Consider the following 22,605-nt stretch of genomic DNA (forward strand, 5'->3'; position numbering starts at 1 on the left):
GAACACCGGCAGAGCCGGTGCCATCCACCGCGGTGGTTTCTTCGCGGGCATGCCCGCTCCCACAAGATCACCACAGGCCGTCGTAGGAGCGGGTTTACCCGCGAACACCGGCAGAGCCGGTGCCATCCACCGCGGTGGTTTCTTCGCGGGCATGCCCGCTCCCACAAGATCACCACAGTCCGTCGTAGGAGCGGGTTTACCCGCGAACACCGGCAGAGCCGGTGCCATCCACCGCGGTGGTTTCTTCGCGGGCATGCCCACACAAGATCACCACAGGCCGTCGTAGGAGCGGGTTTACCCGCGAACACCGGCAGAGCCGGTGCCATCCACCGCGGTGATTTCTTCGCGGGCATGCCCGCTCCCACAAGATCACCACAGTCCTGAGGTGTTGTGGATTACCTGTGAGGGCGGTGTCATGCCCTCAGTCCTGCAGCCGTTCCGGGCTGTTGAAGTTGCTTAGCCGGCGATCACTCTCGGCGCACTCCAGCCCTTGCACCGCCTCGCGCAGCAGGGCCTTCTGCAAACTCCGCTCGCCCGCTGCCCAGGCCTGCTCCAACACCGGCAACACCCGCTTGGGCAGTACGCTGAACATCGGCTGCCAGAAACCACCCTGACGCACCATTGCCGCGCTGTTACCGGCCACTGCCAGCCGCAGCAGGCCCTCAATCAATTCGCGATCAACCAGCGGCGCATCACAAGCCAGCACCACCACCCACGCATGACGTGCCACCCTGAGCCCGGCAATCACCCCCGCCAGCGGCCCGGGGAAGTCGGCTTCTGCATCGCCCACCAACCGGTCGGCGTATGCCTGGTATGCCGCCTGGTTGCGATTGCAGGAAATCACCAGGTCGTCGCTCAGTGGCCGCACCGCTCGATGAACATGTGCAATCAACGGCTCGCCTTGCCAGTCCACCAGGCCCTTGTCACGGCCGCCCATGCGCTGGCCGCGGCCACCGGCGAGAATGAGGATGGAGCAGGGGGGGAGTGCGTCAGGCATGAAAAAGGGTTCCGGGCAGTCATTGCCGGGAACCCTCCCATTTCACGCGGGGCTTGTCCAGTCAGCTTTCGCGGGGTACGGGTTGCCCGTCGCTGTCATGCGCCTGGCGTCGCCCGGACAGGCGCATCACCACCACGAAGAACACCGGCACGAACACCACCGCCAGGGTGGCGCTGAGCATGCCGCCGATCACCCCGGTGCCAATCGCCTGCTGGCTGGCAGAGCTTGCGCCGCTGGCGATGGCCAGGGGCACCACGCCGAGGATGAACGCCAGCGACGTCATCACTATCGGCCGCAGGCGCAGGCGGGCCGCTTGCACGGCGGCGTCGGCGGCGTCCACGCCCTGGTCAACCAGATGCTTGGCGAACTCGATGATCAGGATGGCGTTCTTCGCCGACAGGCCGATCAGGGTAATCAGGCCAACCTTGAAGAACACGTCGTTGGGCATGCCGCGCAAGGTCACCGCCAGCACCGCACCGAGCACACCGAGCGGAACGACCAGCAGCACCGCAGTCGGGATCGACCAGCTTTCGTACAGCGCAGCCAGGCACAGGAACACCACCAGCAGCGACAGCGCCATCAGCAGGGGGGCCTGGCTACCGGACAGCCGCTCCTGCAGTGACAGGCCGGTCCATTCCAGGCCGGTACCGGGCGGTAGCTGCGCCACCAGCCGCTCGACTTCGGCCATGGCCTCGCCCGAGCTGTAGCCGGCGGCTGGCTCGCCTGAGATCGACACCGCCGGGTAACCGTTGTAGCGGGTCAGTTGCACCGGGCCGCTGACCCACCTGGCCTGCACGAACGCACCCAGTGGCACCATCTTGCCGCTGTCGTTGCGCACGTGAATGTTCAGCAAGTCTTCGACCTGGCTGCGCTGGTCACCTTCGGCCTGCACCACCACCCGCTGCATGCGGCCCTGGTTGGGGAAATCGTTGACGTAGCTGGAGCCCACGGCCACGTCCAGCACCGTGCCGATATCGGCAAACGACACACCCAGTGCATTAGCCTGGCGGCGGTCGATTTCCAGTTGCACCTGCGGGCTTTCCGCCAGCGAGGCTTCGCGCACGTTAGTCAGCACCTTGCTTTTGCTGGCGCTTTCGAGCAACTGGTCACGGGCTGCCATCAGCTCGGCGTGGCCCATGCCGCCACGGTCCTGAAGGCGAAATTCGAAACCGGTCGACTCACCGAGGCCGTCAATGGGGGGCGGCAGTACCGAATAGGCAATCGCGTCCTTGAGCTGGGTGAAGGCCATGGTCGCGCGGTCGGCGATCGACTGGGCGCTGTCGTCGGCGCCGCGCTCGGACCAGTCCTTGAGGGTGGTGAAGGCCAGCGCCGCGTTCTGCCCGCTACCGGAGAAGCTGAAGCCGAGGATCAAGGTGGTGTTGCCCACACCCGGTTCTTCGGCGTTGTGCGCCTCGATCTGCGCGGCTACTTGTTCGGTGCGCATGCGGCTGGCGCCCGGCGGCAGTTGAATGTCGGTGATGGTGTAGCCCTGGTCTTCGGTGGGCAGGAACGCCGTAGGCAGCTGGCTGAAACCGTAGCCCAGCACCGCCAGCAGCACCGCGTACACCAGCAGGTAGCGGCCACTGCGCTTGAGCGCCTGCACCACCCAGCGCTGGTAGCCGTTGCTCATGCTTTCGAAGCGGCGATTGAACCAGCCGAAGAAGCCTTTGCGTTCATGGTGCTCGCCTTTGGCCACGGGCTTGAGCAGGGTGGCGCACAATGCCGGGGTCAGGCTGAGGGCGAGAAACGCCGAGAACAGGATCGACACCGCCATCGACAGCGAGAACTGCTGGTAGATCACCCCCACCGAGCCTTGCATGAAGGCCATGGGCAGGAATACCGCCACCAGCACCAGCGTGATGCCGACGATTGCACCGCTGATCTGGCCCATGGCCTTGCGCGTGGCTTGCTTGGGCGGCAAGCCTTCTTCGGCCATGATGCGTTCAACGTTCTCCACCACCACGATGGCATCGTCGACCAGAATGCCGATGGCCAGTACCATGCCGAACAGTGTCAGCACATTGACCGAGAAGCCCATGGCCAGCATCACGGCGAAGGTGCCCATCAATGCCACTGGCACGACCAGGGTCGGGATCAGCGTGTAGCGCAGGTTCTGCAGGAACAGGAACATGACTGCGAACACCAGCAGCATGGCCTCGAACAGGGTGTTGATGACCTGCTCGATCGACACCTTGACGAACGGCGAGGTGTCGTAGGGGATGTCGTACTTGACGCCTTCCGGGAAGTAGCGCGCCAGGTCCTGCATCTTCGCCCGTACCAGGGTAGCGGTTTCCATGGCGTTGGCGCCGGGCGACAACTGCACGCTGAAGGCCGTGGCCGGTTTGCCGTTCAGGCGCGTGCCGTACTGGTATTCCTGGGCACCGATTTCAACCCGGGCGACATCCCCGATGGTGACCGTGGAGCCGTCCGGGTTGGCGCGCAGGACAATGGCAGCAAACTCTTCGGGGCTGCTCAACTGGCCTTTGACCACCACGTTGGCGGTGATCTCCTGAGTGCTGCGGCTGGGCAGATCGCCGATGCTGCCAGGGGCGACCTGGGCGTTCTGCGCAGCGATGGCTTCGGCTACATCGTTGGGCGTGAGGTTGAAACCGATCAGCTTGCGCGGGTCGATCCAGATGCGCATGGCCCGTTCGGAGCCATACAACTGGGCCTTGCCGACGCCCTTGAGGCGGCGGATCTCGTCCATCACGTTACGTGCAAGGATGTCCGACAGCGCTGTTTCATCGAGCTTGCCGTCTTCGGAGGTGAGGGTCGCCAACAGCAGGAAGCCGGTGGACACTTTCTCCACCTGCAGGCCCTGCTGGGTGACCGGGCGCGGCAGGCGCGACTCGACCACCTTCAGGCGGTTCTGCACGTCGACCTGGGCCAGGTCCGGGTGGGTACCCGGGGCGAAGGTGGCGGTGATGGTGGCGCTGCCCAGGCTGCTCTGCGACTCGAAGTACAGCAGGTTGTCGGCGCCGTTGAGCTCCTGTTCGATCAGGCTGACCACGCTTTCGTCCATGGTCGCCGCCGAGGCGCCCGGGTACACGGCGTAGATTTCCACCTGCGGCGGTGCCACGTTGGGGTACTGGGCCACCGGCAGTTGCGGGATGGCCAGCGCGCCGGCCAGCAGGATGAACAGTGCGACCACCCAGGCGAATACCGGGCGATCGATGAAGAATTGCGGCATGAATCAGGCCCTCACTGGCCGGTATGCTGTGCGATGGGTGGGGCAGCGGGCGTGTTGTCGACCTGCACCTGGTCACCGGCCTTGACGTGCTGCAGGCCCTCGACCACCACCCGCTCACCGGCCGCCAGGCCCTCGCTGACGATCCAGCGGTCACCCTGGGCGCTGCCCAGTACAACCTGGCGGTCGCTGACCCGGGCGTGCTGGTCTACCACCAGCACCTTGGGCACACCGGCGCTGTCGCGCAGGATGGCGCGTTGCGGCACGCTCAGGCCCTTGGGTTGCACCGCTTGCTCCAGGCGTACCCGCACGTAGCTGCCTGGCAGCAGGTCGAGGTCCGGGTTGGGGAACTCGCTGCGCAGGGTGATCTGGTTGGTGCTGGGGTCGACGCTGATGTCGGAGAACAGCAGCTTGCCCGGCAGCGGGTAGGCGCTGCCGTCATCCTGAATCAGCGTGGCGCGTGCCTGGCCGTCGCCCACCCGCTGCAATTCGCCGGCGCGCAGGGCGCGGCGCAGGGCGTTGAGCTCGCGGGTAGACTGGGTGACATCGGCATGGATCGGGTCCAACTGCTGGATGGTCGCCAGCGGGGTGGTTTCGTTTTGCCCGACCAGCGCGCCTTCGGTGACCTGGGCGCGGCCGATACGGCCGGAGATCGGCGCGGTCACGGTGGCATAGCCGAGGTTCAGCCGGGCGCGCTCCAGCGCCGCCCTGGCTTCGGCCACTTCGGCATCGGCCTGCAGGAAACTGGCCTTGGCGTTGTCGTATTCCTGGCGGCTGACGGCTTTGTCGTCGACCAGCTCGCGGTAGCGCTGCTCTTGCAGGCGCGCCTGGTACCGGGTGGCCTCGGCCTTGGCCAGCGTGGCGCGGGCGCTGTCGTGGTCGGCCTTGAACGGCGCCGGGTCGATCAGGAACAGTACATCACCCCGCTTGACGTCGCTGCCTTCGCGGTACACCCGCTTGAGCACCACACCTGCGACCCGCGCACGCACTTCGGCGGTGCGTGGCGCGAGGATACGGCCGCTGAGTTCACTGCTGATGGCCAGTGGCTGCAGTTGCAGGGTTTCCACGCGCACTTGCGCAGTGGGGGCCTGTTCGTCTGGCTCGGCGCTGTCGCTGCAACCGGCCAGGGACAGGCTCAGGAATGCCATGAGCGCCAACGGGCGCAGGCACGGGGAGAGGGTAGTAGGCATGCGGATCTTCCGATGATGACCGTGTATATGCTAAGGCAGACGCTGCCTGGGCGGCTGTTAATACCTGTAGGGCGAGTGTGAAAAAGTGTGAAGAATGATCCTGTCGAGTGGTTGGGTTCTATATTCTGGATGCGCCTGTGCTGGCCCTTTCGCGGGTGAACCCGCTCCTACGGGGACCCGCAGGAGCGGGTTTACCCGCGAAGCGCTCGCCACAGGCTTACTTCAACCCAGACGCCCAAGCACCTATGCCGAACATTTTCCTGGTCGAAGACGACAGCGCCCTGTCCGAGCTGATCGCCAGCTACCTGCAACGCAACGACTTCCATGTCCAGGTGATCGCCCGGGGCGATCATGTGCTGGACGAGTACCGTCGGCAAAGGCCTGACCTGGTCATCCTTGACCTGATGCTGCCGGGCATCGATGGCCTGCAGCTGTGCCGGCTGCTGCGCCAGGAGTCGCAGACCCTGCCAATCCTCATGCTGACGGCCCGCGACGACAGCCATGACCAGGTGCTAGGCCTGGAAATGGGGGCCGACGACTACGTGACCAAACCCTGTGAGCCACGCGTGCTGCTGGCCCGGGTGCGCACGCTGCTGCGCCGCAGCAGTGTCAACGAACCGCGCCTGGACAACGACCTGATCCTGATTGGTGGCCTGCGTATCGACCTGGCCGAGCGCACGGTGAGTTGGCGCGGCGAGGAGGTGGAGCTGTCCAGCGGTGAGTACAACCTGCTGGTGGTGCTGGCGCGCAATGCTGGTGAGGTGATGAACCGCGACCGTATCCTGCAACAGCTGCGTGGCATCGAGTTCAATGGCACCGATCGCTCCGTTGACGTGGCCATTTCCAAACTGCGGCGCAAGTTCGACGACAACGCCGGCGAAGCGCGCAAGATCAAGACCGTGTGGGGCAAGGGCTACCTGTTCAGCCGTGTCGAGTGGGAGTGCTGATCGGCCATGCTCAAGATCCTGGTGCGGTTGTACCTGGTGATCATCGTCGCCTACGCCGGTGCATTGCTGTTCATCCCTGACACCATCGTCGGCCTGTTCCGCGACCGGTTCATGGCCTACAACCTGGACCAGGCCAAGGGTGTACAAGCGTTGATCGTGCGCCAGTTCCGCCTGGCCCCGCGCGAGCAGTGGCCAGCGGTGGAGCAGGAACTGGCCAGTGATTTCGCGCCGCTGGAACTGCAGCTGCTGCGCAGGGATCAGGCCGGTTTGAGCGATGAGGAGCAGGCGCGCCTGGAGCATGGCCTGTACGCAGTGCGCATTGCCGAGTGGGGCTATTACGAGACGGTGCTGGCGCCGCTGGACAAGGAGTGGCTGGTACGCCTGCATTCCCCGCCAGACCCGCTGGACATCAACGTGCTGTCGTGGGGCGTGACCGTGTTGATTGGTGCAGCCATGCTGGGTTGCCTGCTGCTGTGGGTCTGGCCGCACTGGCGTGATCTGGAGCGCCTCAAGGAGACCGCTCGGCGCCTGGGCCAGGGGCAGATGGCCGAGCGTACGCACATTTCGCCTCACTCCAACATTGGTGAACTGGCCGGGGTATTCGACACCATGGCCAGTGACCTGGAACGCCATGTCAACCAGCAGCGTGAACTGCTCAATGCGGTATCGCACGAGTTACGCACGCCACTGACCCGGCTGGACTTCGGCCTGGTGCTGCTGTTCGACGAAGTGCCGCCAGCCAGCCGCAAGCGCCTGCTGGAGCTGGTCGGGCATGTGCGCGAGCTGGATGAACTGGTGCTGGAGCTGCTGTCCTATAGCCGGTTGTACAACGCCGACCAGGCGCGGGAGCGGGTGGAGGTATCGCTGCTGGAGCTGGTCGACAGTGTGCTTGGGGGCTTTGCCGAGGAACTCGATGGCCGGGGTATCCAGTGGGAAGTGCGCGCCGAGGGTGAGTTGCCGCGCTTTGTACTGGACCCGCGACTGACGGCGCGCGCGGTGCAGAACCTGGTGCGCAATGCCATGCGCTATTGCGATGAAAGCCTGTTGCTGCGTTTGCGCCTGGAAGCCGATGGCGCCTGCCTGCTGACGGTGGAGGATGACGGGATTGGCGTCCCTGTGGAGGAGCGCGAGCGGGTTTTCCAGCCGTTCTACCGTCTGGACCGCAGTCGCGATCGCAACACCGGTGGTTTTGGCCTGGGGTTGGCCATCAGCCGGCGGGCGATCGAGGGGCAGGGTGGCACCTTGACCCTGGCGCAGTCGGCGCTGGGTGGGGCGCAGTTCAGGATTCGTTTACCCGCCGGCGGATAGGGGCGCCGCAACCGCGAAGAGACGGGCCTGCTAATCCTGCTCTGCCAGCTCGCTGGACCACGACACAAAGCGGTCCTTGCCAGTGTGCTTGGCTTCATACAATGCCTGATCGGCGCGGACCAGCGCGGTGGTCAGGCTCTCTCCCCGGTCGACCCTGGCCAGGCCAATGCTGATGGTGACCGGGTGCTCGCCAGCGTCCTCGCGCACGCGCTGGCACAGCGCGGCCACTCGCTGCTCGGCCCCTTGCTGATCCAGCCCTTCAAAGAAGATCGCAAACTCTTCACCTCCCAGCCGGGCAAACGCCTGATCGGCCATGCTTGTCTTGATATGCAGGGCCACGCGCTTGAGCACTTCATCGCCCACGTCATGGCCGAAACGGTCATTGACCCGCTTGAAATTGTCGATATCGATCATGGCCAGGTACTGCCCGGACGTCGCCATCCGCAGCTGGCGGTCGGCCTGGGCCATGAACGAGCGGCGGTTGGGAATGTCGGTCAGGGCATCGACGTAGGCCTGCTCCAGCAACACCTTGGACAGGTAGAAATTATGCAGCTTGGCCTTGCGGATCTGCAGGTAGCTGTAGCTGACCAGGCCGCTTAGAAAAACGGCATAGCTGATCAGCATGGCGCCTTCGAGCGCATCGGGCTCGATGCGGGTGTGGTAGAACGGATTAAGCATCACCCAGGTGATGACCATGGCGCAGAAGAATGACCAGCGCCGCACCGGTAGCACCGACATGGCATACAGCACGGTGGACACCCCGAGCACCAACCACACCGGGCGCAGGGCTATCGGGATGCCTTCGATCACCAGGCGCATGCCCAGGGTGATGACGGTAATGAACAGCAGGTTGAGCACGTCGAAGTGATGGCTGCGGCGAGTGAAATGCAGCACTACGATCAGGCTGCCGAGCAGGGCGATGAACAGGAAGGACAGCCAGGTGAAGCCTTGGTCGCCGAGGAAGCTGACGATCAGGTCGAAGACCAGCCAGATCAGGACGCTGATCGAGAATACCAGCAGGCAGAACGAGCGCATGGACTCGAATTCGTGCTGGCGGAACTCGGCGCGCAGGGCGGCGGGCGCGACCTGCTGGCGTACGTGGGCTTCGATGGTCTTGAACATCGGTGGGCTCCTGAGGCTACTACTTTTTCAGGCCTGGAACTTTCGCGGGTAAACCCGCTCCTACAGGGACCGTACGGTGTGGGGGCCCTGTGGGTTTATCCGCGAAGAGGCCGGCCCTGGTAATTCATTGCTGTGGCAAGATACCTCGGGCCCAAGGCCGGTAGCGCAAGGCAAACACTGCCTCGGCATGGCACCCGCTACCCAGCCGGGGCTCGGCGGGCTCCGCCCGAAACGCCTGCTCCGGCGCGCTCACCTGGCGGAACGCCTCGCGCACCACACCCACCCGGCACGGCAGGGCCTGCTCATAGCCCTGACGCACCAACGCCGGCAAACGCCCGGTGCCGGCGCCATCCTGCCACCACACAGTCAAGCCCAAGCCGGCCAGTTGATCCAGCCAGAGGGCATTGACCCGCGGCGTCAGCTTGCCTGTGCTGAAGGCGCTGATATGCAACGGCTTGTCCAACTGGCGGTTGAAGGCCTGCAACTGGCTGTACAGCGCATCGCGCCGTTCGGTCTCGCGCAGATGCTGGTCGTCCAGCTCCATGGGCAGGTACCAGCCGTCCACTGGCAACTGCCAGGCCTGGCGCAGTTGCTGGTACTGGCTGAGCGAGCGCCCCAGCTGCGCTTTCCAGTAGCTGTTCAGGCCCTCGCCATCCAGCTCGTCGAGTCGCTGGTAGTAGGCCGGGTCCATGTACAGCCCCAGCACCAGCTGCAAGCCCTCGGCACGCGCGGTGCGCAGGCTGTTGGCCAGCCAGCCCTGGGCACCGCCGAAATCGCTGTCGCCATAGGCACTCCATTGCACGATCAGGGTTTTGCCACCCCTGGCCACGGTGGCTTGCCACAGGTGCTGCCACTGGGCGGGTGTGACGCTGGCATCGCGGTTAAGGGGTTGGTAGAACAGGCGCTGGTCAGCGGTGGCCGGTAGGCACAGGGCCAGCAGGCAGAAGGCGATGAGCGTACGCATCAGAAGGTCATCTCCGCACCGACCAGCACACCGTTGGCGCGCTCGTAGAGGTTACCGCCCAGCGATTGCTGGTACTCGGCACGCACTTTCAGCGAGCCGCGGTAGGCGTTGTAGCGGTCGTCGTCGAACCACCATTGCCAGCGCACGCCAACCCCGGCGCGGGCGTCCTGGCGCCAGTCGTTGCTGGGGTCCTGGCTGGAGAACTCGACAAAGCCGTAGGGCATGAGCGTTTGCGGCGAGCTGCCCGGCAGCTTCCAGGCGTGGCCCTGCTGGTAGCGCGACAGCCAGGCATGGTCGCCGGCTCGGGTCCACCAGGCAGCATCGAGGTAGAGGAATCGTTCGTTCCAGTCGTCCTCATCGATGCGCCAATCGTTGCGCCAGCCTCCCTGGTCGAGGAACGAGGCGGTGGCGCGCAGCAGCAGGTCATTGCTCGATTCGGCGTGGTGGCGCAAATCGCCCCAGTTGCCGCCGACCTTGGCCGGGCTCAGTAACTGGCCAAGGCTGAGACCGCGATAGTGTGCTTCGTCGATCTGCCGCTGGTGGTAAAGCTCGGCATACAGGTTGAGGTTGGACTGGCCGAGCGGCTTGTAGCGCAGGCCGACACCGGTTCCCATGCTCTGGGCATAGTCGGTGCGGCTTTGGCCACCGAACAGTACCCGGCCATACACTGACAGGGTGCTGCCATTGCGGCTGGGCTCCTCGCCCAGGGCATGGTCCCACATGGCCAGCTGCACGTTCTGCGATTGCGCCCGGCGCGAGCTGCCGCTGCGCTGGCCATTGTCGAGAAACTTGTCGTTGGTCGAGGTGCCGGCCGGCGACCAGGTGCTGGCCAGGGTAATGGTGTCGCGCCGTGACAGGCTCTCGTGGGCGCGGCGCTGGCGGTACTTGCGGGCCTCCAGGCTGCCGTATTCGTCATCACCGTCGACCAGGTTCTGCTCTACGTCGAGAATGCGGCGCAGTTCGCGGCGTGCCGCAGCGCTGTCGGCATGTTCGTCATAGCGCAAGGCGAGTGTTTCGCCAAGGCGGTAGTCCTCGGGGAAGTCGTGAGTGGCGCGTTCAAGGTAGGGAATCGATTGCATGCGCTGAGCCTTGTCCGTCGAGCCAGCCAGGCGCATGCCGTAGTCGGCGCGATAGCGCGGCTGGTCGGGGGCCAGGCGCACGGCTTCGGCCAGCCAGGCGGTGCTCTGCGCACTGTCGCCGGCCAGTTGTGCGGTGCTGGATGCGGCGTAGTAGTGGTCGGGGCGCGGGCTGTGCGCCAGAGCCTGGCGCTGGAAGCCCAGCGCGGCCTGCGGGTCACCTTGGCGCTGGGCGATGGCGGCGCCCAGCGCCCAGTCATCAGCGCTCTGGTGCGCGGCAGCGTCCCAGTAGCGGCGTGCTGCATCGGCGTCGCCTGCATTCAGCGCGCCGCGGGCAGCGGTGAGGCGGGCATTATCGGTAAAGGCGCTGTCTGGCAGGCTGCGCCAGATCGGCTGGGCGGTTTCGGAGTCGCCGGCCGCTTCGAGTGCGTAGGCCAGCGGTAGACGGTTGCCAGGGTCGCCCAAACGCTCGGCAGCCTGGTAGTAGACCACCGCCGCACCCGGTTGGTCGGGCATGGCGCAACGGCCGAGGGCGCGGTACTGGCCCGGTTCGCTCGGGGTGGCCGGCACTGCCTGGCGCACGGCATCGCACTGGCCGGCCTCGGCCAGCCGCCCGAGCAACTGGGCGCGGGTGTTGGCGTTGACCCGGGGTATCAGGCCGAGCATGCGTCGGCTGTCCAGGGGCCCGTCGTCACGGGCATACAGGTTGGCCAGACGCTGTAGCAGCGATGGGCCGAGGCGGCCCTGGCGGCGGTCGTAGGCTTGCTCCAGCAAGTGCCGTGCGTGATCGCCGTCGCCCTGTTCGGTCAACAGGAAGGTGGTTTGTTCCAGGGCGGCGAGGTCGCCGGTCTGCCGATAGCGTTGTTCCCATTCTGCGGCGGTGCGCGGCTGCGGGGGCGGCGACGGGGCGCCATACAGGCGCTGCTTGAGCACGGCATAGGCCCGAGGGTCGGCGCTGGCGGAGCAGGCCTTGAACTGTTCCCGGGCCAGGTCCGGGTCTTGATGTGACAGCCAGTCGACCGTTTCAAGGCAGGGGCGCTGCAGGTCGTTGCTCAGGCGTCGCACCAGCGCTGCATCGTCGCCTTCGCGGGCCAGTTGCCAAAGTTGCTGGCGCTGCTCGGGTTGCTGCAGTTGATCAGGCGGTAGCGACTGCAGCCAGCGTTGGGCCTGCTGGTGGTGGCCGACGGCAATGGCGCGGTTGGCCATGGCCAGCCGCGTCTGGTTGGCTGCTGCGGGGGAGGGGGCTTGGGTCAGCAGCGCAGTCAGGCCCTTTTCGTCGACTTGCTGGATATAGGCATTGGCCAGGCGTTGCCAGTCCTGGGCAGGCAACTGGCCTGTGTCGGCCAGCGGCTGCAGTTGCTCGATGGTTTCTTTCCAGTTGCGCAGCTGTTCGGCGAAGGTGGCCCGGGCCAGGCGCAGGACCTGGCCGTCCCCACCGGGCGGCAGTTGGTTGAGCCAGTCCAGCGCTTTGGCAGCGCCACCAAACTTGGCCAGGCTCAGGCTGTAGGCCTGCCACAGCTGTACCCGGTGGTTGCCGTCGCTGGCGGCCAGCCATTGGTCCACCTGGCTGGCCGGTGGCGGGTCCTGCTCGATCCAGGTCAGGCGCAGCTCCAGCAGCGCGTCGGCATATTCGGGGCTGTCGCCTAGCTGTTCAGCCAGCGCTTGGGCCTCCTTGTAACGGCGCTGGTGGGCCAGGGCTTCGACCAGCAGGGCGCGGGCTTCGTCGTTGTTCGGTACCCGGCCCAGCACATGGCGGGTCAGGCGCTCGACTTCAGCCCAGTTGTCTTTCCTGGCCTCGCGATAGCTGCGGTCCATGAACGGAAAGCTGGTGAACCGCTGGAAGTCGGTCATCGGCGCCGAAGCGGCAACGGGCAGGGCGGCGGAGCACAGCAGCAGGCCAGTGAAAGCAAGGGAAAAACGCGGCTTCATGCCACCTCCCGGGTCAGATCAATCGCCACTTGCTGTTCACTGGCCTGTTCGATCAGGGCCTGTTCCAGCACCTGCCTGGTGATGATGCCGCGGGCAATCAGGTGCTCGCCGAGGCTTTGGTGTTCGGGGTCGAAGTCGATCAACGCCTGGTTGAACAGGGTGACAGGGACCATGCCGCGCACCTGCAGCAGCGCGCCTAGCATGACTTGGTGATGGCTGACCCGCTCCAGCAGCGCTTCGTCGTCCTGGTGGCGTTCAAGCACGGCCAGCATGTCTCGGGTTTCTTGATGCTGCCAGGGGCTTGGGTAGTGGTAGCGAAGGCCCAGCGTGACCCGGCCCTGGGGGACCAGGCGTGCCTTGACCGGGCGTTTCAGCTGGCGGCTGATCACACCCAGCGACACCTGGCTGACCGGGCTTTCACTGGCCAGGATCAGGGTGTCGCCGTCTTCGTCCACGGGCAGTACGCCGTAATGGGTGGCCAGCTTGCGCGGTAGTTTGGCGATCAGTTGCGGGCTGAGCTTGAACGGGTTCAGCGGTGCCCAGGGCAGGTCCAGTTGTTCGGCCAGGGTGGCCACCAACTGCTCACTGTTCAGCCAGCCACGCAGCAGCAACTCGCGGCCCAGGCGCCGACGAACCGGGCTGGTGATGGCCTGCTGCAACTGTTCGTCGGTGATCAGGCCCTTGGCCACCAGGCGCTGGCCCAGTGGTGTGCGAGCCGGGGTGGCGATGGCGGGGAACTCGTGGGTGGTCTTGTCCCAGGCCACGCGCCGCGAATCGCCCATTTCCATTACCTGGCGCAGTGCACGCAGGTTGGCGAAAAAGTTGACGAAGTTGCTCCACATCATCCGCGGTGCCGACAGCAGGCCCTCGCCGATGCCATAGAAGCGGGTGACGAACCAGGCGCGCTGGAACAGCCGGTTGAGCAGCATCAGGCCGTTCAGCCACAGTAGGGTCGACAGCAACCAGCTGTCGCTGAGGATCGACATGAAGCGCCACGACTCCGGCGCAATCACCGTGACTAGCCACATGGCCAGCAACACCAGCAGTAACAGGTTGACCAGGAAGCTCAGCAGGTAGGCGAACAGCCCGCGGCGGTCACGCCAGAGGAAATAGTTGAGCGCGCCCTTGCGGCTCCAGCCGAGGTTGCTGGTGCCCTGGAACACGATGCCGACGATCCAGCGCGACTTCTGCCGGATGGCATGCTGCCAGTCACGCGGGAAGTGCTCGCGCACGCAGATCACCTGGGAGAATTCCCGGCTCATGCCTGGGCGCCATTCCTGCTTCAGGGTCAGTGCCGGGTCGGTGATGGAGTAGCGGGCGAAAATGCACTTCATGCCTTTTTGCTTCAGGCGAAAGCCGATGTCGTAGTCTTCGGTCAAGCTCTGTACGTCAAAGGCAATGCCGTCACCGTCCTCGAGCAGTGCGCTGATGGCGCGGCGGCTGAAGCAGGTGCCGACGCCGGCACTGGGCACCTGGCCGGTCAGCGCTTCGCGCACGATCACGTCCTTGCCGTGGTTTTCGGCAAACTCGTCGACATAGTGGCCGGCAGTGAAGCCCTTCCACTCCGGTGCGTAGGGATACACCGGGATCTGGATCATGTCCTTGCTCGGCAGCAGGTAGTTGAACAGGCGCAGCTCCATCGGCGAGATCACGTCTTCGGCGTCATGCAGGATGAAACCGGCGAACTCGATGCCGGCGTCCTGCTGAAAGCGCAGCAGCGCGTCGATGATGTTGTTCAGGCAGTCGGCCTTGCTGGTGGGACCGGGGCGGGCGCAGACCACTTTGTGCACGTTGGGGAAGTGCAGGCACACCGCGTCCACGTCAGCCTGGGTTTGCGGGTCGTTGGGGTAGGTGCCGACAAAGATCTGGTAGTTCTCGTAGTCGATGGTCGAAGCGGCCAGGCGCGCCATTTCACCGACCACGCCGACTTCGTTCCAGGCGGGGACCATGATGGCCAACGGTTTTTCCGGGACTTCGTACAAGCGCTTCTCATCGGCCCTTTCGAACTTGCCGTAGATGCGAAAACGCCGGATCAGCGTGCGCCCCCAATAGCACAGATCGATGAACAGGTCGTCCAGGCCCAGCAGGAACATCAACGAGGCAAGGGTGATCGCCAGGAGCTTCAGGCCGAACAGCAGGTAAGTGAGAAAATCGATGAATACCAGGCTCATGTGTCAGCCACCGGCAGGGCAGAGTGGGCCATCGTCTTATCCTCGTTCGTTCCCTCGACGAAGGTGCAGGAGATGTCACTGTCATGTACGGAATAGATACAAGCAGCCGAACGCGGGATTGTCCAAATTTCGGGCTGTTTCTTGCGGGCTGCATCTTGTAGCTTTACAGGTCGTTCATTCAGGGAGCTGAACATGCAAGGTAAGGCCCGCAAGATCGTCCAGGCCATTCTCTATGAGGCCATCGCCGTCGCCTGTGTGGCGCCCGCACTGGAGCTGGCGTTCGGCGCCGGCATGGCGCAGTCGACCGTGCTGTCGGTGCTGATGTCAGGCATCGCGATGAGCTGGAACATGGGTTACAACTGGGTATTCGAACGTTGGGAAGCGCGCCAGCCCAAACGTGAGCGCACCTTCCTGCGGCGCCTGCTGCATGCGCTGGGCTTCGAGGGTGGGCTGGTGGTGATCCTGTTGCCGCTGGTGGCGTACTGGCTGGACGTGAGCCTGTGGGCCGCACTGCTGACCAATCTGGCGTTGTTCGTGTTCTTCTTCGTTTACGCCTTTGTCTTCCAGTGGGGCTTCGACAAGGTGTTCGATGTGCCGCTTTCGGCGCAGCAGGCCAAGTGTTGACTTTCGGCTGCGAGGCAGGCTAAGTTCCTACCCCATGAATACATTCCCGCACGTGAACGCCATTATTATTACCGCCATTATCAGCTTGGCGGGCTAGCGCGTACGTGCACCGAACCCGCCCTGGAGGCGGGTTTTTTCTCTCTGACTCCTGGGCAACGTAAAAATAGCCAAGGAGTCATCGATGACCAGCTTCAGTGTCCCTCGTACTACCGTCACCCCCCAGCAACTGCTGTCGGAGCAGGTGCGGCGCATTCTTGCGGCGCCGGTGTACGACCTGGCCATTGAAACGCCCCTGCAAGCGGCCCCGGCCTTGTCTGCCGCCCTGGGCAACCAGGTGTTGCTCAAGCGCGAAGACCTGCAGCCTACGTTTTCGTTCAAGATCCGGGGTGCCTACACCCGCCTGTCGCGTCTGACCGATGTGCAGCGTGAGCGCGGGGTGATCACCGCTTCGGCGGGCAACCATGCCCAGGGCGTGGCCTTGGCCGCATCGCATCTGGGTATGACGGCAACCATCGTCATGCCCACCACCACGCCATCGTTGAAAGTGGAAGGCGTGCGTTCGCGCGGCGGGCATGTGGTGCTGCATGGCGAGAGCTTCCCGCATGCGCTGGCCCACGCGCTGAAGCTGGCCGACAGCGAAGGCGCGACCTTCGTGCCACCGTTCGATGACCCGGATGTGATCGCCGGGCAGGGTACCGTGGCCATGGAAATCCTCCGTCAGCGCCCGGGGGCGCTGGACGCGATCTTTGTGCCCGTGGGCGGTGGCGGCTTGATCGCCGGTATCGCCGCCTACGTGAAGTACCTGCGCCCTGACGTGAAGGTGATCGGCGTCGAGCCGGTAGATTCCAACTGCCTGCAGGCTGCCATGGCCGTCGGCGAGCGCGTGATCCTGCCGCAGGTCGGCACCTTTGCCGATGGCGTGGCGGTGGCGCAGATCGGCGCCCATTGCTTCGAGCTGTGCCGCCACTTCGTCGACGAGGTGGTGACGGTGAGCAGTGACGAGCTGTGCGCGGCGATCAAGGATATCTACGACGACACCCGTTCGATCACCGAGCCGTCCGGGGCCTTGGCCGTGGCCGGTATCAAGAAGTACGTGGCGCGTGAAGGTGTGCAGGGGCAGACCCTGGTGGCCATCGACTCCGGGGCCAACGTCAATTTCGACCGCTTGCGCCATGTGGCCGAGCGGGCCGAGCTGGGTGAGCAGCGCGAGGCGATCATCGCCGTGACAATTCCGGAACAGCCGGGCAGCTTCCGGGCCTTTTGCCAGGCACTGGGTAAGCGGCAGATCACCGAATTCAACTACCGCTTCTACCCCGGCAAGGAGGCGCGCCTGTTCGTTGGCGTGCAGACCCACCCGGTGCACGACCCACGTGAGCAGTTGCTGGCCAGCTTGCGGGAGCAGGGGTACAGCGTGCTGGACCTGACCGACAACGAGCTGGCCAAGCTGCATGTGCGCCATACCGTCGGCGGGCATGCCGCGTCAGGGGCTGATGAGCGGGTACTGCGCTTCGAGTTCCCCGAACGGCCAGGGGCGTTGCTGGGGTTTCTGGAGCGGTTGGGCAAGCGTTGGAACATCAGCCTGTTCCATTACCGCAACCATGGTGCGGCGGAGGCGCGGGTGTTCGCTGCCTTGGAAGTGCCAGCGGACGAGTTGGCGGGCTTGCCGTTGACGCTGGACGAGATGGGGTATCGGTACTGGGACGAGACTGACAACCCGGCGTACAAGCTGTTCCTGGGCTGACGCGCCTGTGCGGCCAATGCACCCTTGTCTAGCCGCTTGCCGCCTGTGTTCGCTGAGTGACCGCCCCGCCCGAAGGGCAGGGCGATCTCCTGCAGGGAACTGCGCGAGCCAATTTCAACGCTCGCGCATGAAAAAGCCGGCAACGAACTTGCGGAACGTTTCCAGGCTTTTGAAGTCGGCGTAGCGCTTGAAGTTCTCGGTATCCGGCTCGGGGCCGATGGGCTGTTCCAGCAGCGACACTGACAACACCCGGTCCTGGTCCGAGGTCAGCACCAGCTCATCCATCACCTGCCCACCAATCACGGGGCGACGCATCTGCACTTTCACCCCTTTACTGGCCATCCAGTCGATCAGCGACACCAATGCCTTGAGCGGCTCGCGCTCTTCATCACGGTACACCGGGAACAGGTGCGCGCGCGACAGCACGGGCACACTGGCCACATGGATCAGCTCATAGAAATGGCTTCCGGCGCTGGTCGGCGAGTAGATCATCAGCGCCAGCAACGGCCCGGTGGTGCGGCTCCCGCCCCAGTACAGGTGATGCCCCTGGAAGTCGAAACCGTCCTCGCTGCGGTTGTTGAACAACTTGTGCCCTTTGATCTGGTCGACGCAGTCCAGCAGCAGGCCGTGGCGGCGATGGTTGCCGAACACAGACGCTTCGCGCAGGCGGGACTTGAGCATCATCATGTGCTTCATGTCCAGGCGGGTTTCCAGGTAGTTGCTGGCGGGCACCCGCTCCAGCAGCGGATAGCGGCTGGCCACGCTGCGCAACTCGGCAAACTGTGTGGTCAGGTCTTTTTTCAGGTGGGTGGCGTAAAGGTTGAGCCCGCTGGTTTCAATCCAGGTCAGCAGCAGTGACAGCAGGCGCTGCTGTTCGCGTCTGTCGTTGCCATCACCGACGGCGCCGGCCGTGCCAGCACGGAAGTCGCTGATCAGGCGCAAGGGTGTATCGGGTGGCAGCCAGGCGGCGGGTGGGGCGGGGTCGTTTTCACGTTCGGCGGCTTCCCGCTCGTCCTTGGTGAACGGGCAGCCAGGCGCGTGCTCGGCGGTGCCCGGGTTGTTCTTGAGGAAAAGTGTGCCGGTGCTGCCGTTGAGAGTGACATTGAGCACCGGCAAGGCATCGTTGCGGCAGTCGCAAGCCAGCCACTGGTTGGCGTTGCGCACTTTCATCAGTAGCTGGTTGGCCTGTAGCAGGCGCGGGCCGGCGAGGCTGCCGGTGGCAAAGCCGACCAGCAGTTCCTCTTCAGCGGGGGTCAGGCTGCGCACCTGGGTGGCGGTTTTGTCGATGATTCGCATGAAGCAGCTCCAAGCTACGAGCCTCAAGCTTCAAGCAAAGTCGCGCGGCTTTCAACTCGCCGCTTGGCTACCGCCGAACATCTTCGCGGCACGGGCGCGAATCTCGTCGGGGGTCAGGTCCTCTTTGTGGGTGGACACGAACCAGATGTTGCCAAACGGATCTTTCAGGGTGCCGCTGCGGTCACCGTAAAACTGGTCGGTCAAGGGATGTAACTGGATGCCCCCGGCGGCCAGGGCCTGGGCGTAGACCTTGTCGCAGTCTTCAACATACAGGTGCAGGCCTACACCCGCACCGCTGAGCTTCTGGCTGGCGGTGAGGCCGCCCTCCATGTCGCAAGGGTCGCCCAGCATCAGCGACGAATCGCCGATTCTCAGTTCGGCATGGCCAACACGACCGCCCGGGGCATCGAGACGGAACATTTCCACCGCCCCAAAGGCTTGCTTGTAGAACTCGATGGCCTTGGCGGCGTCGTTGATGGCCAGGTAGGGCGTGATGCTGTGCTGGCCTTCGGGGATGGGTTTGACTGCCATGTTCGACTCTCCTGTGCAATGGGCGCCGAAAGGCGCCCTGTTGCTTAGAGTCGTTCGCCCAGATGGAAAATCGACAGTGATGCTAGATCGATTGTCTATAAGCGCGGCGGTCAGAAGATGTAGTCGGTCGTCAGGAAGCTCGACTGGCGGTTGCGAATGATCTCGCTGATCAGCGCTTTGTTGGCCTCCTGGAAGCGGGTGGCGACCAGCGTCCGGATGGAGAACACACGCAAAGCGTCATCCACCGAGAGCGTGCCCTCGGCGCTGTTCTTGCGCCCGTTGAACGGGTAGGTGTCTGGCCCGCGTTGACACTGAGCATTGATGTTGATGCGCCCGACCTGGTTGGCGAAGATGTCGACGAGGCTGCCGATGGTGGCCGGGTCGTTGCCGAACAGGCTCAGTTGCTGGCCGTAGTCGGAGTCCAGCACATAGTCGATCACGGTCTGCAGGTCGCGGTAGGGCACCACCGGTACCAGCGGGCCGAACTGCTCCTCGTGGTACACGCGCATTTCTCGGCTGACCGGGTACAGCAAGGCCGGGTAGAAGAATGAGCCGCGGCTGTGCCCGCCATTTTCGTTGAGCACGCGCGCGCCCTTTTCCGTCGCATCGGCAACCAGGCCATCGAGGTAGTCGACCTTGCCAGGCTCGGGCAACGGTGTCAGCGCCACGCCAGGTTCCCACGGCATGCCGGGCTTGAGCGCCGCCAATTTGTGCTGAAACTTGTCGAGGAAGGCCTCGACCACATCCTCGTGCACGAACAGGATCTTCAGTGCCGTGCAGCGCTGGCCGTTGAACGACAACGCCCCGGTGACGGCCTCTTCGACAGCGTTGTCGAGGTCGACCTGGGGCAGCACGATGCCCGGGTTCTTGGCGTCCAGGCCCAGTGCGGCGCGCAGACGATGCGGGCGTGGGTGCAGTTTCTTCAGGTCGCTGGCGGCCTTGTGGGTGCCGATGAAGGCGAATACATCGACCTTGCCGCTGGCCATCAGCGCGCTCACCGTTTCCCGGCCGCGTCCATAGATGACATTGATCACGCCTGCCGGGAAGCTGTCGCGGAACGCTTCGAGCAAGGGGCGGATCAGCAGTACGCCGAACTTGGCCGGCTTGAACACCACGGTGTTGCCCATGATCAGCGCCGGGATGAGCGTGGTGAAGGTCTCGTTCAGCGGGTAGTTGTAGGGCCCCATGCACAGGGCCACGCCCAGCGGGGCGCGACGGATCTGGCCGAGGGTGCCTTGTTCCAGCTCGAAGCGGCTGGAGCGGCGGTCCAGGTCCTTGAGGGCGTTGATGGTGTCGACGATGTAGTCGCAGGTGCGGTCGAATTCCTTTTCCGAATCCTTCAGGTTCTTGCCGATCTCCCACATCAGCAGCTTGACCACGGCCTGGCGCTGTTCACGCATGCGGGCAAGGAAGGATTCCACATGCTGGATACGCTCGGCCACGCGCATGTTCGGCCAGGCGCCACGGCCTTTGTCATAGGCCTGTACGGCGGCATCGAGGGCGGTAAGCGCGGTCTCGGCATCCAGCAGCGGGGCGCTGCCCAGTATGACCTGATGCTCTTCGTCGCCTTGCTTGAGCCACACCGGGCTGCGCACCGTGGCCAACGGGCCGTCCCAGCGCCTGAGCTCACCGTTGACCAGGTAGTCGCGTTGTTCCAGTGGGGCTCCCAGGCGCCAGGTTTCCGGGATGTTCTCGGCGCTGGGGAAGAGTGAATCGAGCAAACGGTCCATGGGTACTGCACCTCACATCAAAGGGCGGTTTTCAAGTCAGTTGAATCGTTTCAGCTGCGAGCATGCACTGGCTGCCGGAAAAACACCAGTCTGGTTCAACATGGCCGCCAATGCCTGCCCGGCAATCCGTCAGCGGCCTGAGAGACGTTGATGCAAGTCGTCAAAGGTTATTCATGGATAGCGAAGTGGCCAGCGGAGCTTGATGGGCACGGTTATAGCAAATGTGTTGTTGAGCGTCGGTTTGATGCGGGGAATTTGACGCCATGAAACTTGATCTAAAGTCAGCCAGAAGCCGCTTGCCAAAGCGTTTGCAGGCATCTTAAATTGTTACTGAATGTGATTAGAAAGTTGCAAGCCATACTATAAAAATCAAAGTGTTAAGTGTTTTTGCTGGATTTTTCTCTTTTTCCGATTGGCCAATAGTGCACTTCAAAAGGACGTCGAAGAAGAAATGAAAAAGACCTTGACGACTGTGGCGCGCAAGCTCCTGTCGCCCTCCATGCGCTACGAAATCAGGCTGCTGGCCAGCAAAATGCGAGAAATGATGGCGCGTGCCTGTCTCTGGCGTTGGGAAGTCGCCAGGTTTCGCCCGCAACAGGAGAGCCCGTACGAAATCCTCTACATCGGCCGCAAGCAGCAACGGGAAATGGCCAAGCTGCTGATTGGGGGCAAGGGCCAGGGCAGCGCATCGATCGTGGACGGTGCAAGTGCCACGGCGGCTGCCAGCCACGTCGTGGTCATCAGCGAAATGCCCACGTCGGGGGCGCTGTCAGTGCCGCACTACCTGAGCGCCGTGGTGCCCTTGGGGCGCCCTCTGGAAGACATCACGGCCCGCTACGACAGCGAACTGCGGCGCAGCATTCGCAAGAACCGGCCGCTGTATCACATGCGCCAAGCTCTTTCGGACGAAGAAATCGCCATGGCCGACCGGGATCTGCTGCGCCCTTATGCTTCGGCCCGGCAGGGCATTCATGCCGCGCAGTTTCCTACCGAAGAGGTGTTCCGTATTGCCAAGAGTGTCGGCCGGCTTGACTTGATCATGTTGGGCGATGAAGTGATCGGCTGTCACCTGGGGTGTGAAGTGGTACGCGGCGGCAAGCGTTACTGGAGCACGTTGCGCTTTGGCTATTGCGAGGCGGTGTTTTCCGATGCGAAGAAACTGCGCGAGGTGAATTCGATCACCACCTTCATGGCGCTTGAATGGGCACTGGAGCAGGGCTTCGATTATTACGACATCGGCCTGTGTCTGGCGCGCCCGGACGACGGCCTGCTGAAGTGGAAGCGCCGCCGCGGTGGTGATATCGATTCGCTGGGTAACCATGCGTACCTGTTTGTCCGCCTGCCCAAGACCGGTACGGCAAAGTTCTTGTGGGATACGCCGATGTTCGCGGTCGAAGGCGACAAGCTGACGTTGCATCTGGGGCTCCCGGATGGCCCAAGCGATGAAGAAGTTGCCAGTCGCTATCACGAAATGGTGTTTGGTGGCCTGCACAAGATTTATCTCTATGGCGGCAGCGGGGCAGGCGAACCGTTTGTGCAAACGTTGCGCAGCCGTTACGCCAGCTTGCAATCACCGCCCACCATGGAAAGAGTCACGAGCAATTGAGTAACTGCCAGGGATGCTTTGATCTGGCGCCTAGGCGCTGTAAGAAAAGCCTTGATACTGGTTCATGCTGCGTTGAAAACAGCCTCGGAATGCTCATGTACTCCAGTACAGTCGGGCGCGACCCCGGCCGTTCCTCGGCTGTTTTCGCCTTGCCTGACCCGCGTCTCAAGACTTTTCGTACAGCGC

General features: G+C 63.9%; 15 protein-coding genes. 5 read left to right on the forward strand and 10 right to left on the reverse strand.

From position 1 onward, the window contains the following. Nucleotides 1–421 precede the first annotated feature (421 nt). From mobA to AC3RCM_RS12105, 3 genes are all read right to left on the reverse strand, one after another. Nucleotides 422–997 carry a molybdenum cofactor guanylyltransferase MobA gene (gene mobA, locus AC3RCM_RS12095; protein ID WP_010954323.1) on the reverse strand — a complete coding sequence of 192 codons (576 nt, stop codon included), beginning with the start codon at nucleotides 995–997 and terminating at the stop codon, nucleotides 422–424. Nucleotides 998–1,058: 61 nt separating this feature from the next. Then, the gene (locus AC3RCM_RS12100) at nucleotides 1,059–4,187 is read right to left on the reverse strand and encodes a multidrug efflux RND transporter permease subunit (protein ID WP_409312022.1); all 3,129 of its coding nucleotides are present in this window, start codon (nucleotides 4,185–4,187) and stop codon (nucleotides 1,059–1,061) included. An 11-nt stretch (nucleotides 4,188–4,198) separates the two neighbouring features. Continuing rightward, on the reverse strand, nucleotides 4,199–5,374 hold the full coding sequence (locus AC3RCM_RS12105) for an efflux RND transporter periplasmic adaptor subunit (RefSeq protein ID WP_492629638.1): 1,176 nt from the start codon (nucleotides 5,372–5,374) through the stop codon (nucleotides 4,199–4,201). A 245-nt stretch (nucleotides 5,375–5,619) separates the two neighbouring features. Between AC3RCM_RS12105 and AC3RCM_RS12110 the strand changes: the two genes are divergently transcribed. Together AC3RCM_RS12110 and AC3RCM_RS12115 are read left to right on the forward strand one after the other, a co-directional pair. After that, nucleotides 5,620–6,321 carry a response regulator gene (locus AC3RCM_RS12110; RefSeq protein WP_019437505.1) on the forward strand — a complete coding sequence of 234 codons (702 nt, stop codon included), beginning with the start codon at nucleotides 5,620–5,622 and terminating at the stop codon, nucleotides 6,319–6,321. Between the two features lie 6 nt (nucleotides 6,322–6,327). Next, nucleotides 6,328–7,629, forward strand: a complete 1,302-nt coding sequence (locus tag AC3RCM_RS12115) for an ATP-binding protein (RefSeq protein ID WP_064493266.1) — start codon at nucleotides 6,328–6,330, stop codon at nucleotides 7,627–7,629. A gap of 30 nt (nucleotides 7,630–7,659) precedes the next feature. Here AC3RCM_RS12115 and AC3RCM_RS12120 read toward each other — a convergent pair whose 3' ends face one another. From AC3RCM_RS12120 to nfrB, 4 genes are all read right to left on the reverse strand, one after another. Further along, nucleotides 7,660–8,751, reverse strand: a complete 1,092-nt coding sequence (locus tag AC3RCM_RS12120) for a GGDEF domain-containing protein (protein ID WP_064493267.1) — start codon at nucleotides 8,749–8,751, stop codon at nucleotides 7,660–7,662. Nucleotides 8,752–8,875: 124 nt separating this feature from the next. Continuing rightward, nucleotides 8,876–9,715 carry a DUF4434 family protein gene (locus AC3RCM_RS12125; RefSeq protein WP_064493268.1) on the reverse strand — a complete coding sequence of 280 codons (840 nt, stop codon included), beginning with the start codon at nucleotides 9,713–9,715 and terminating at the stop codon, nucleotides 8,876–8,878. Further along, entirely contained in the window at nucleotides 9,715–12,720 is a 3,006-nt protein-coding gene (locus tag AC3RCM_RS12130) for a phage receptor (RefSeq protein WP_064493269.1), read from the reverse strand. Before AC3RCM_RS12130 ends, AC3RCM_RS12125 begins: the two co-directional genes overlap by 1 nt. Continuing rightward, nucleotides 12,717–14,891 carry a cyclic di-3',5'-guanylate-activated glycosyltransferase NfrB gene (nfrB, locus tag AC3RCM_RS12135; RefSeq protein ID WP_104887715.1) on the reverse strand — a complete coding sequence of 725 codons (2,175 nt, stop codon included), beginning with the start codon at nucleotides 14,889–14,891 and terminating at the stop codon, nucleotides 12,717–12,719. Before nfrB ends, AC3RCM_RS12130 begins: the two co-directional genes overlap by 4 nt. 192 nt (nucleotides 14,892–15,083) lie before the next feature. Here nfrB and AC3RCM_RS12140 point away from each other — a divergent pair, with 192 nt between their 5' ends. Together AC3RCM_RS12140 and ilvA are read left to right on the forward strand one after the other, a co-directional pair. Then, entirely contained in the window at nucleotides 15,084–15,515 is a 432-nt protein-coding gene (locus tag AC3RCM_RS12140) for a PACE efflux transporter (RefSeq protein ID WP_010954313.1), read from the forward strand. A 181-nt stretch (nucleotides 15,516–15,696) separates the two neighbouring features. Then, nucleotides 15,697–17,256 (forward strand): threonine ammonia-lyase, biosynthetic, encoded by a 1,560-nt coding sequence (ilvA, locus tag AC3RCM_RS12145; RefSeq protein ID WP_081273300.1) that lies wholly within the window; start codon nucleotides 15,697–15,699, stop codon nucleotides 17,254–17,256. Between the two features lie 114 nt (nucleotides 17,257–17,370). Here the strand turns inward: ilvA and AC3RCM_RS12150 are convergent, their stop codons facing one another. The 3 genes from AC3RCM_RS12150 to AC3RCM_RS12160 form a co-directional block, all read right to left on the reverse strand. Next, nucleotides 17,371–18,552 (reverse strand): DUF8534 domain-containing protein, encoded by a 1,182-nt coding sequence (locus AC3RCM_RS12150; RefSeq protein WP_492629639.1) that lies wholly within the window; start codon nucleotides 18,550–18,552, stop codon nucleotides 17,371–17,373. Between the two features lie 51 nt (nucleotides 18,553–18,603). After that, nucleotides 18,604–19,083: a VOC family protein gene (locus AC3RCM_RS12155; protein ID WP_064493271.1), complete on the reverse strand. Its 480-nt coding sequence runs from the start codon at nucleotides 19,081–19,083 to the stop codon at nucleotides 18,604–18,606. A gap of 110 nt (nucleotides 19,084–19,193) precedes the next feature. Continuing rightward, complete coding sequence (locus tag AC3RCM_RS12160; protein ID WP_020190270.1) at nucleotides 19,194–20,813, reverse strand: NADP-dependent glyceraldehyde-3-phosphate dehydrogenase; 1,620 nt, start codon at nucleotides 20,811–20,813, stop codon at nucleotides 19,194–19,196. A 451-nt stretch (nucleotides 20,814–21,264) separates the two neighbouring features. Here AC3RCM_RS12160 and AC3RCM_RS12165 point away from each other — a divergent pair, with 451 nt between their 5' ends. Beyond that, nucleotides 21,265–22,419 (forward strand): GNAT family N-acetyltransferase, encoded by a 1,155-nt coding sequence (locus AC3RCM_RS12165; RefSeq protein WP_003253880.1) that lies wholly within the window; start codon nucleotides 21,265–21,267, stop codon nucleotides 22,417–22,419. The last annotated feature ends 186 nt before the right edge of the window (nucleotides 22,420–22,605 follow it).

Source organism: Pseudomonas sp. GW823-FHT05G12, from assembly GCF_058795575.1.

Excerpts from the sequence above, each read along its gene's own strand:
- AC3RCM_RS12130 (WP_064493269.1), bottom strand. The coding sequence starts at position 12,720 with ATGAAGCCGCGTTTTTCCCTTGCTTTCACTGGCCTGCTGCTGTGCTCC.
- AC3RCM_RS12150 (WP_492629639.1), bottom strand. The coding sequence starts at position 18,552 with ATGCGAATCATCGACAAAACCGCCACCCAGGTGCGCAGCCTGACCCCC.
- AC3RCM_RS12110 (WP_019437505.1), top strand. The coding sequence starts at position 5,620 with ATGCCGAACATTTTCCTGGTCGAAGACGACAGCGCCCTGTCCGAGCTG.
- AC3RCM_RS12140 (WP_010954313.1), top strand. The coding sequence starts at position 15,084 with ATGCAAGGTAAGGCCCGCAAGATCGTCCAGGCCATTCTCTATGAGGCC.
- AC3RCM_RS12120 (WP_064493267.1), bottom strand. The coding sequence starts at position 8,751 with ATGTTCAAGACCATCGAAGCCCACGTACGCCAGCAGGTCGCGCCCGCC.
- AC3RCM_RS12160 (WP_020190270.1), bottom strand. The coding sequence starts at position 20,813 with ATGGACCGTTTGCTCGATTCACTCTTCCCCAGCGCCGAGAACATCCCG.
- ilvA (WP_081273300.1), top strand. The coding sequence starts at position 15,697 with ATGACCAGCTTCAGTGTCCCTCGTACTACCGTCACCCCCCAGCAACTG.
- mobA (WP_010954323.1), bottom strand. The coding sequence starts at position 997 with ATGCCTGACGCACTCCCCCCCTGCTCCATCCTCATTCTCGCCGGTGGC.
- AC3RCM_RS12125 (WP_064493268.1), bottom strand. The coding sequence starts at position 9,715 with ATGCGTACGCTCATCGCCTTCTGCCTGCTGGCCCTGTGCCTACCGGCC.
- AC3RCM_RS12115 (WP_064493266.1), top strand. The coding sequence starts at position 6,328 with ATGCTCAAGATCCTGGTGCGGTTGTACCTGGTGATCATCGTCGCCTAC.
- AC3RCM_RS12105 (WP_492629638.1), bottom strand. The coding sequence starts at position 5,374 with ATGCCTACTACCCTCTCCCCGTGCCTGCGCCCGTTGGCGCTCATGGCA.
- AC3RCM_RS12155 (WP_064493271.1), bottom strand. The coding sequence starts at position 19,083 with ATGGCAGTCAAACCCATCCCCGAAGGCCAGCACAGCATCACGCCCTAC.
- AC3RCM_RS12165 (WP_003253880.1), top strand. The coding sequence starts at position 21,265 with ATGAAAAAGACCTTGACGACTGTGGCGCGCAAGCTCCTGTCGCCCTCC.
- AC3RCM_RS12100 (WP_409312022.1), bottom strand. The coding sequence starts at position 4,187 with ATGCCGCAATTCTTCATCGATCGCCCGGTATTCGCCTGGGTGGTCGCA.
- nfrB (WP_104887715.1), bottom strand. The coding sequence starts at position 14,891 with ATGAGCCTGGTATTCATCGATTTTCTCACTTACCTGCTGTTCGGCCTG.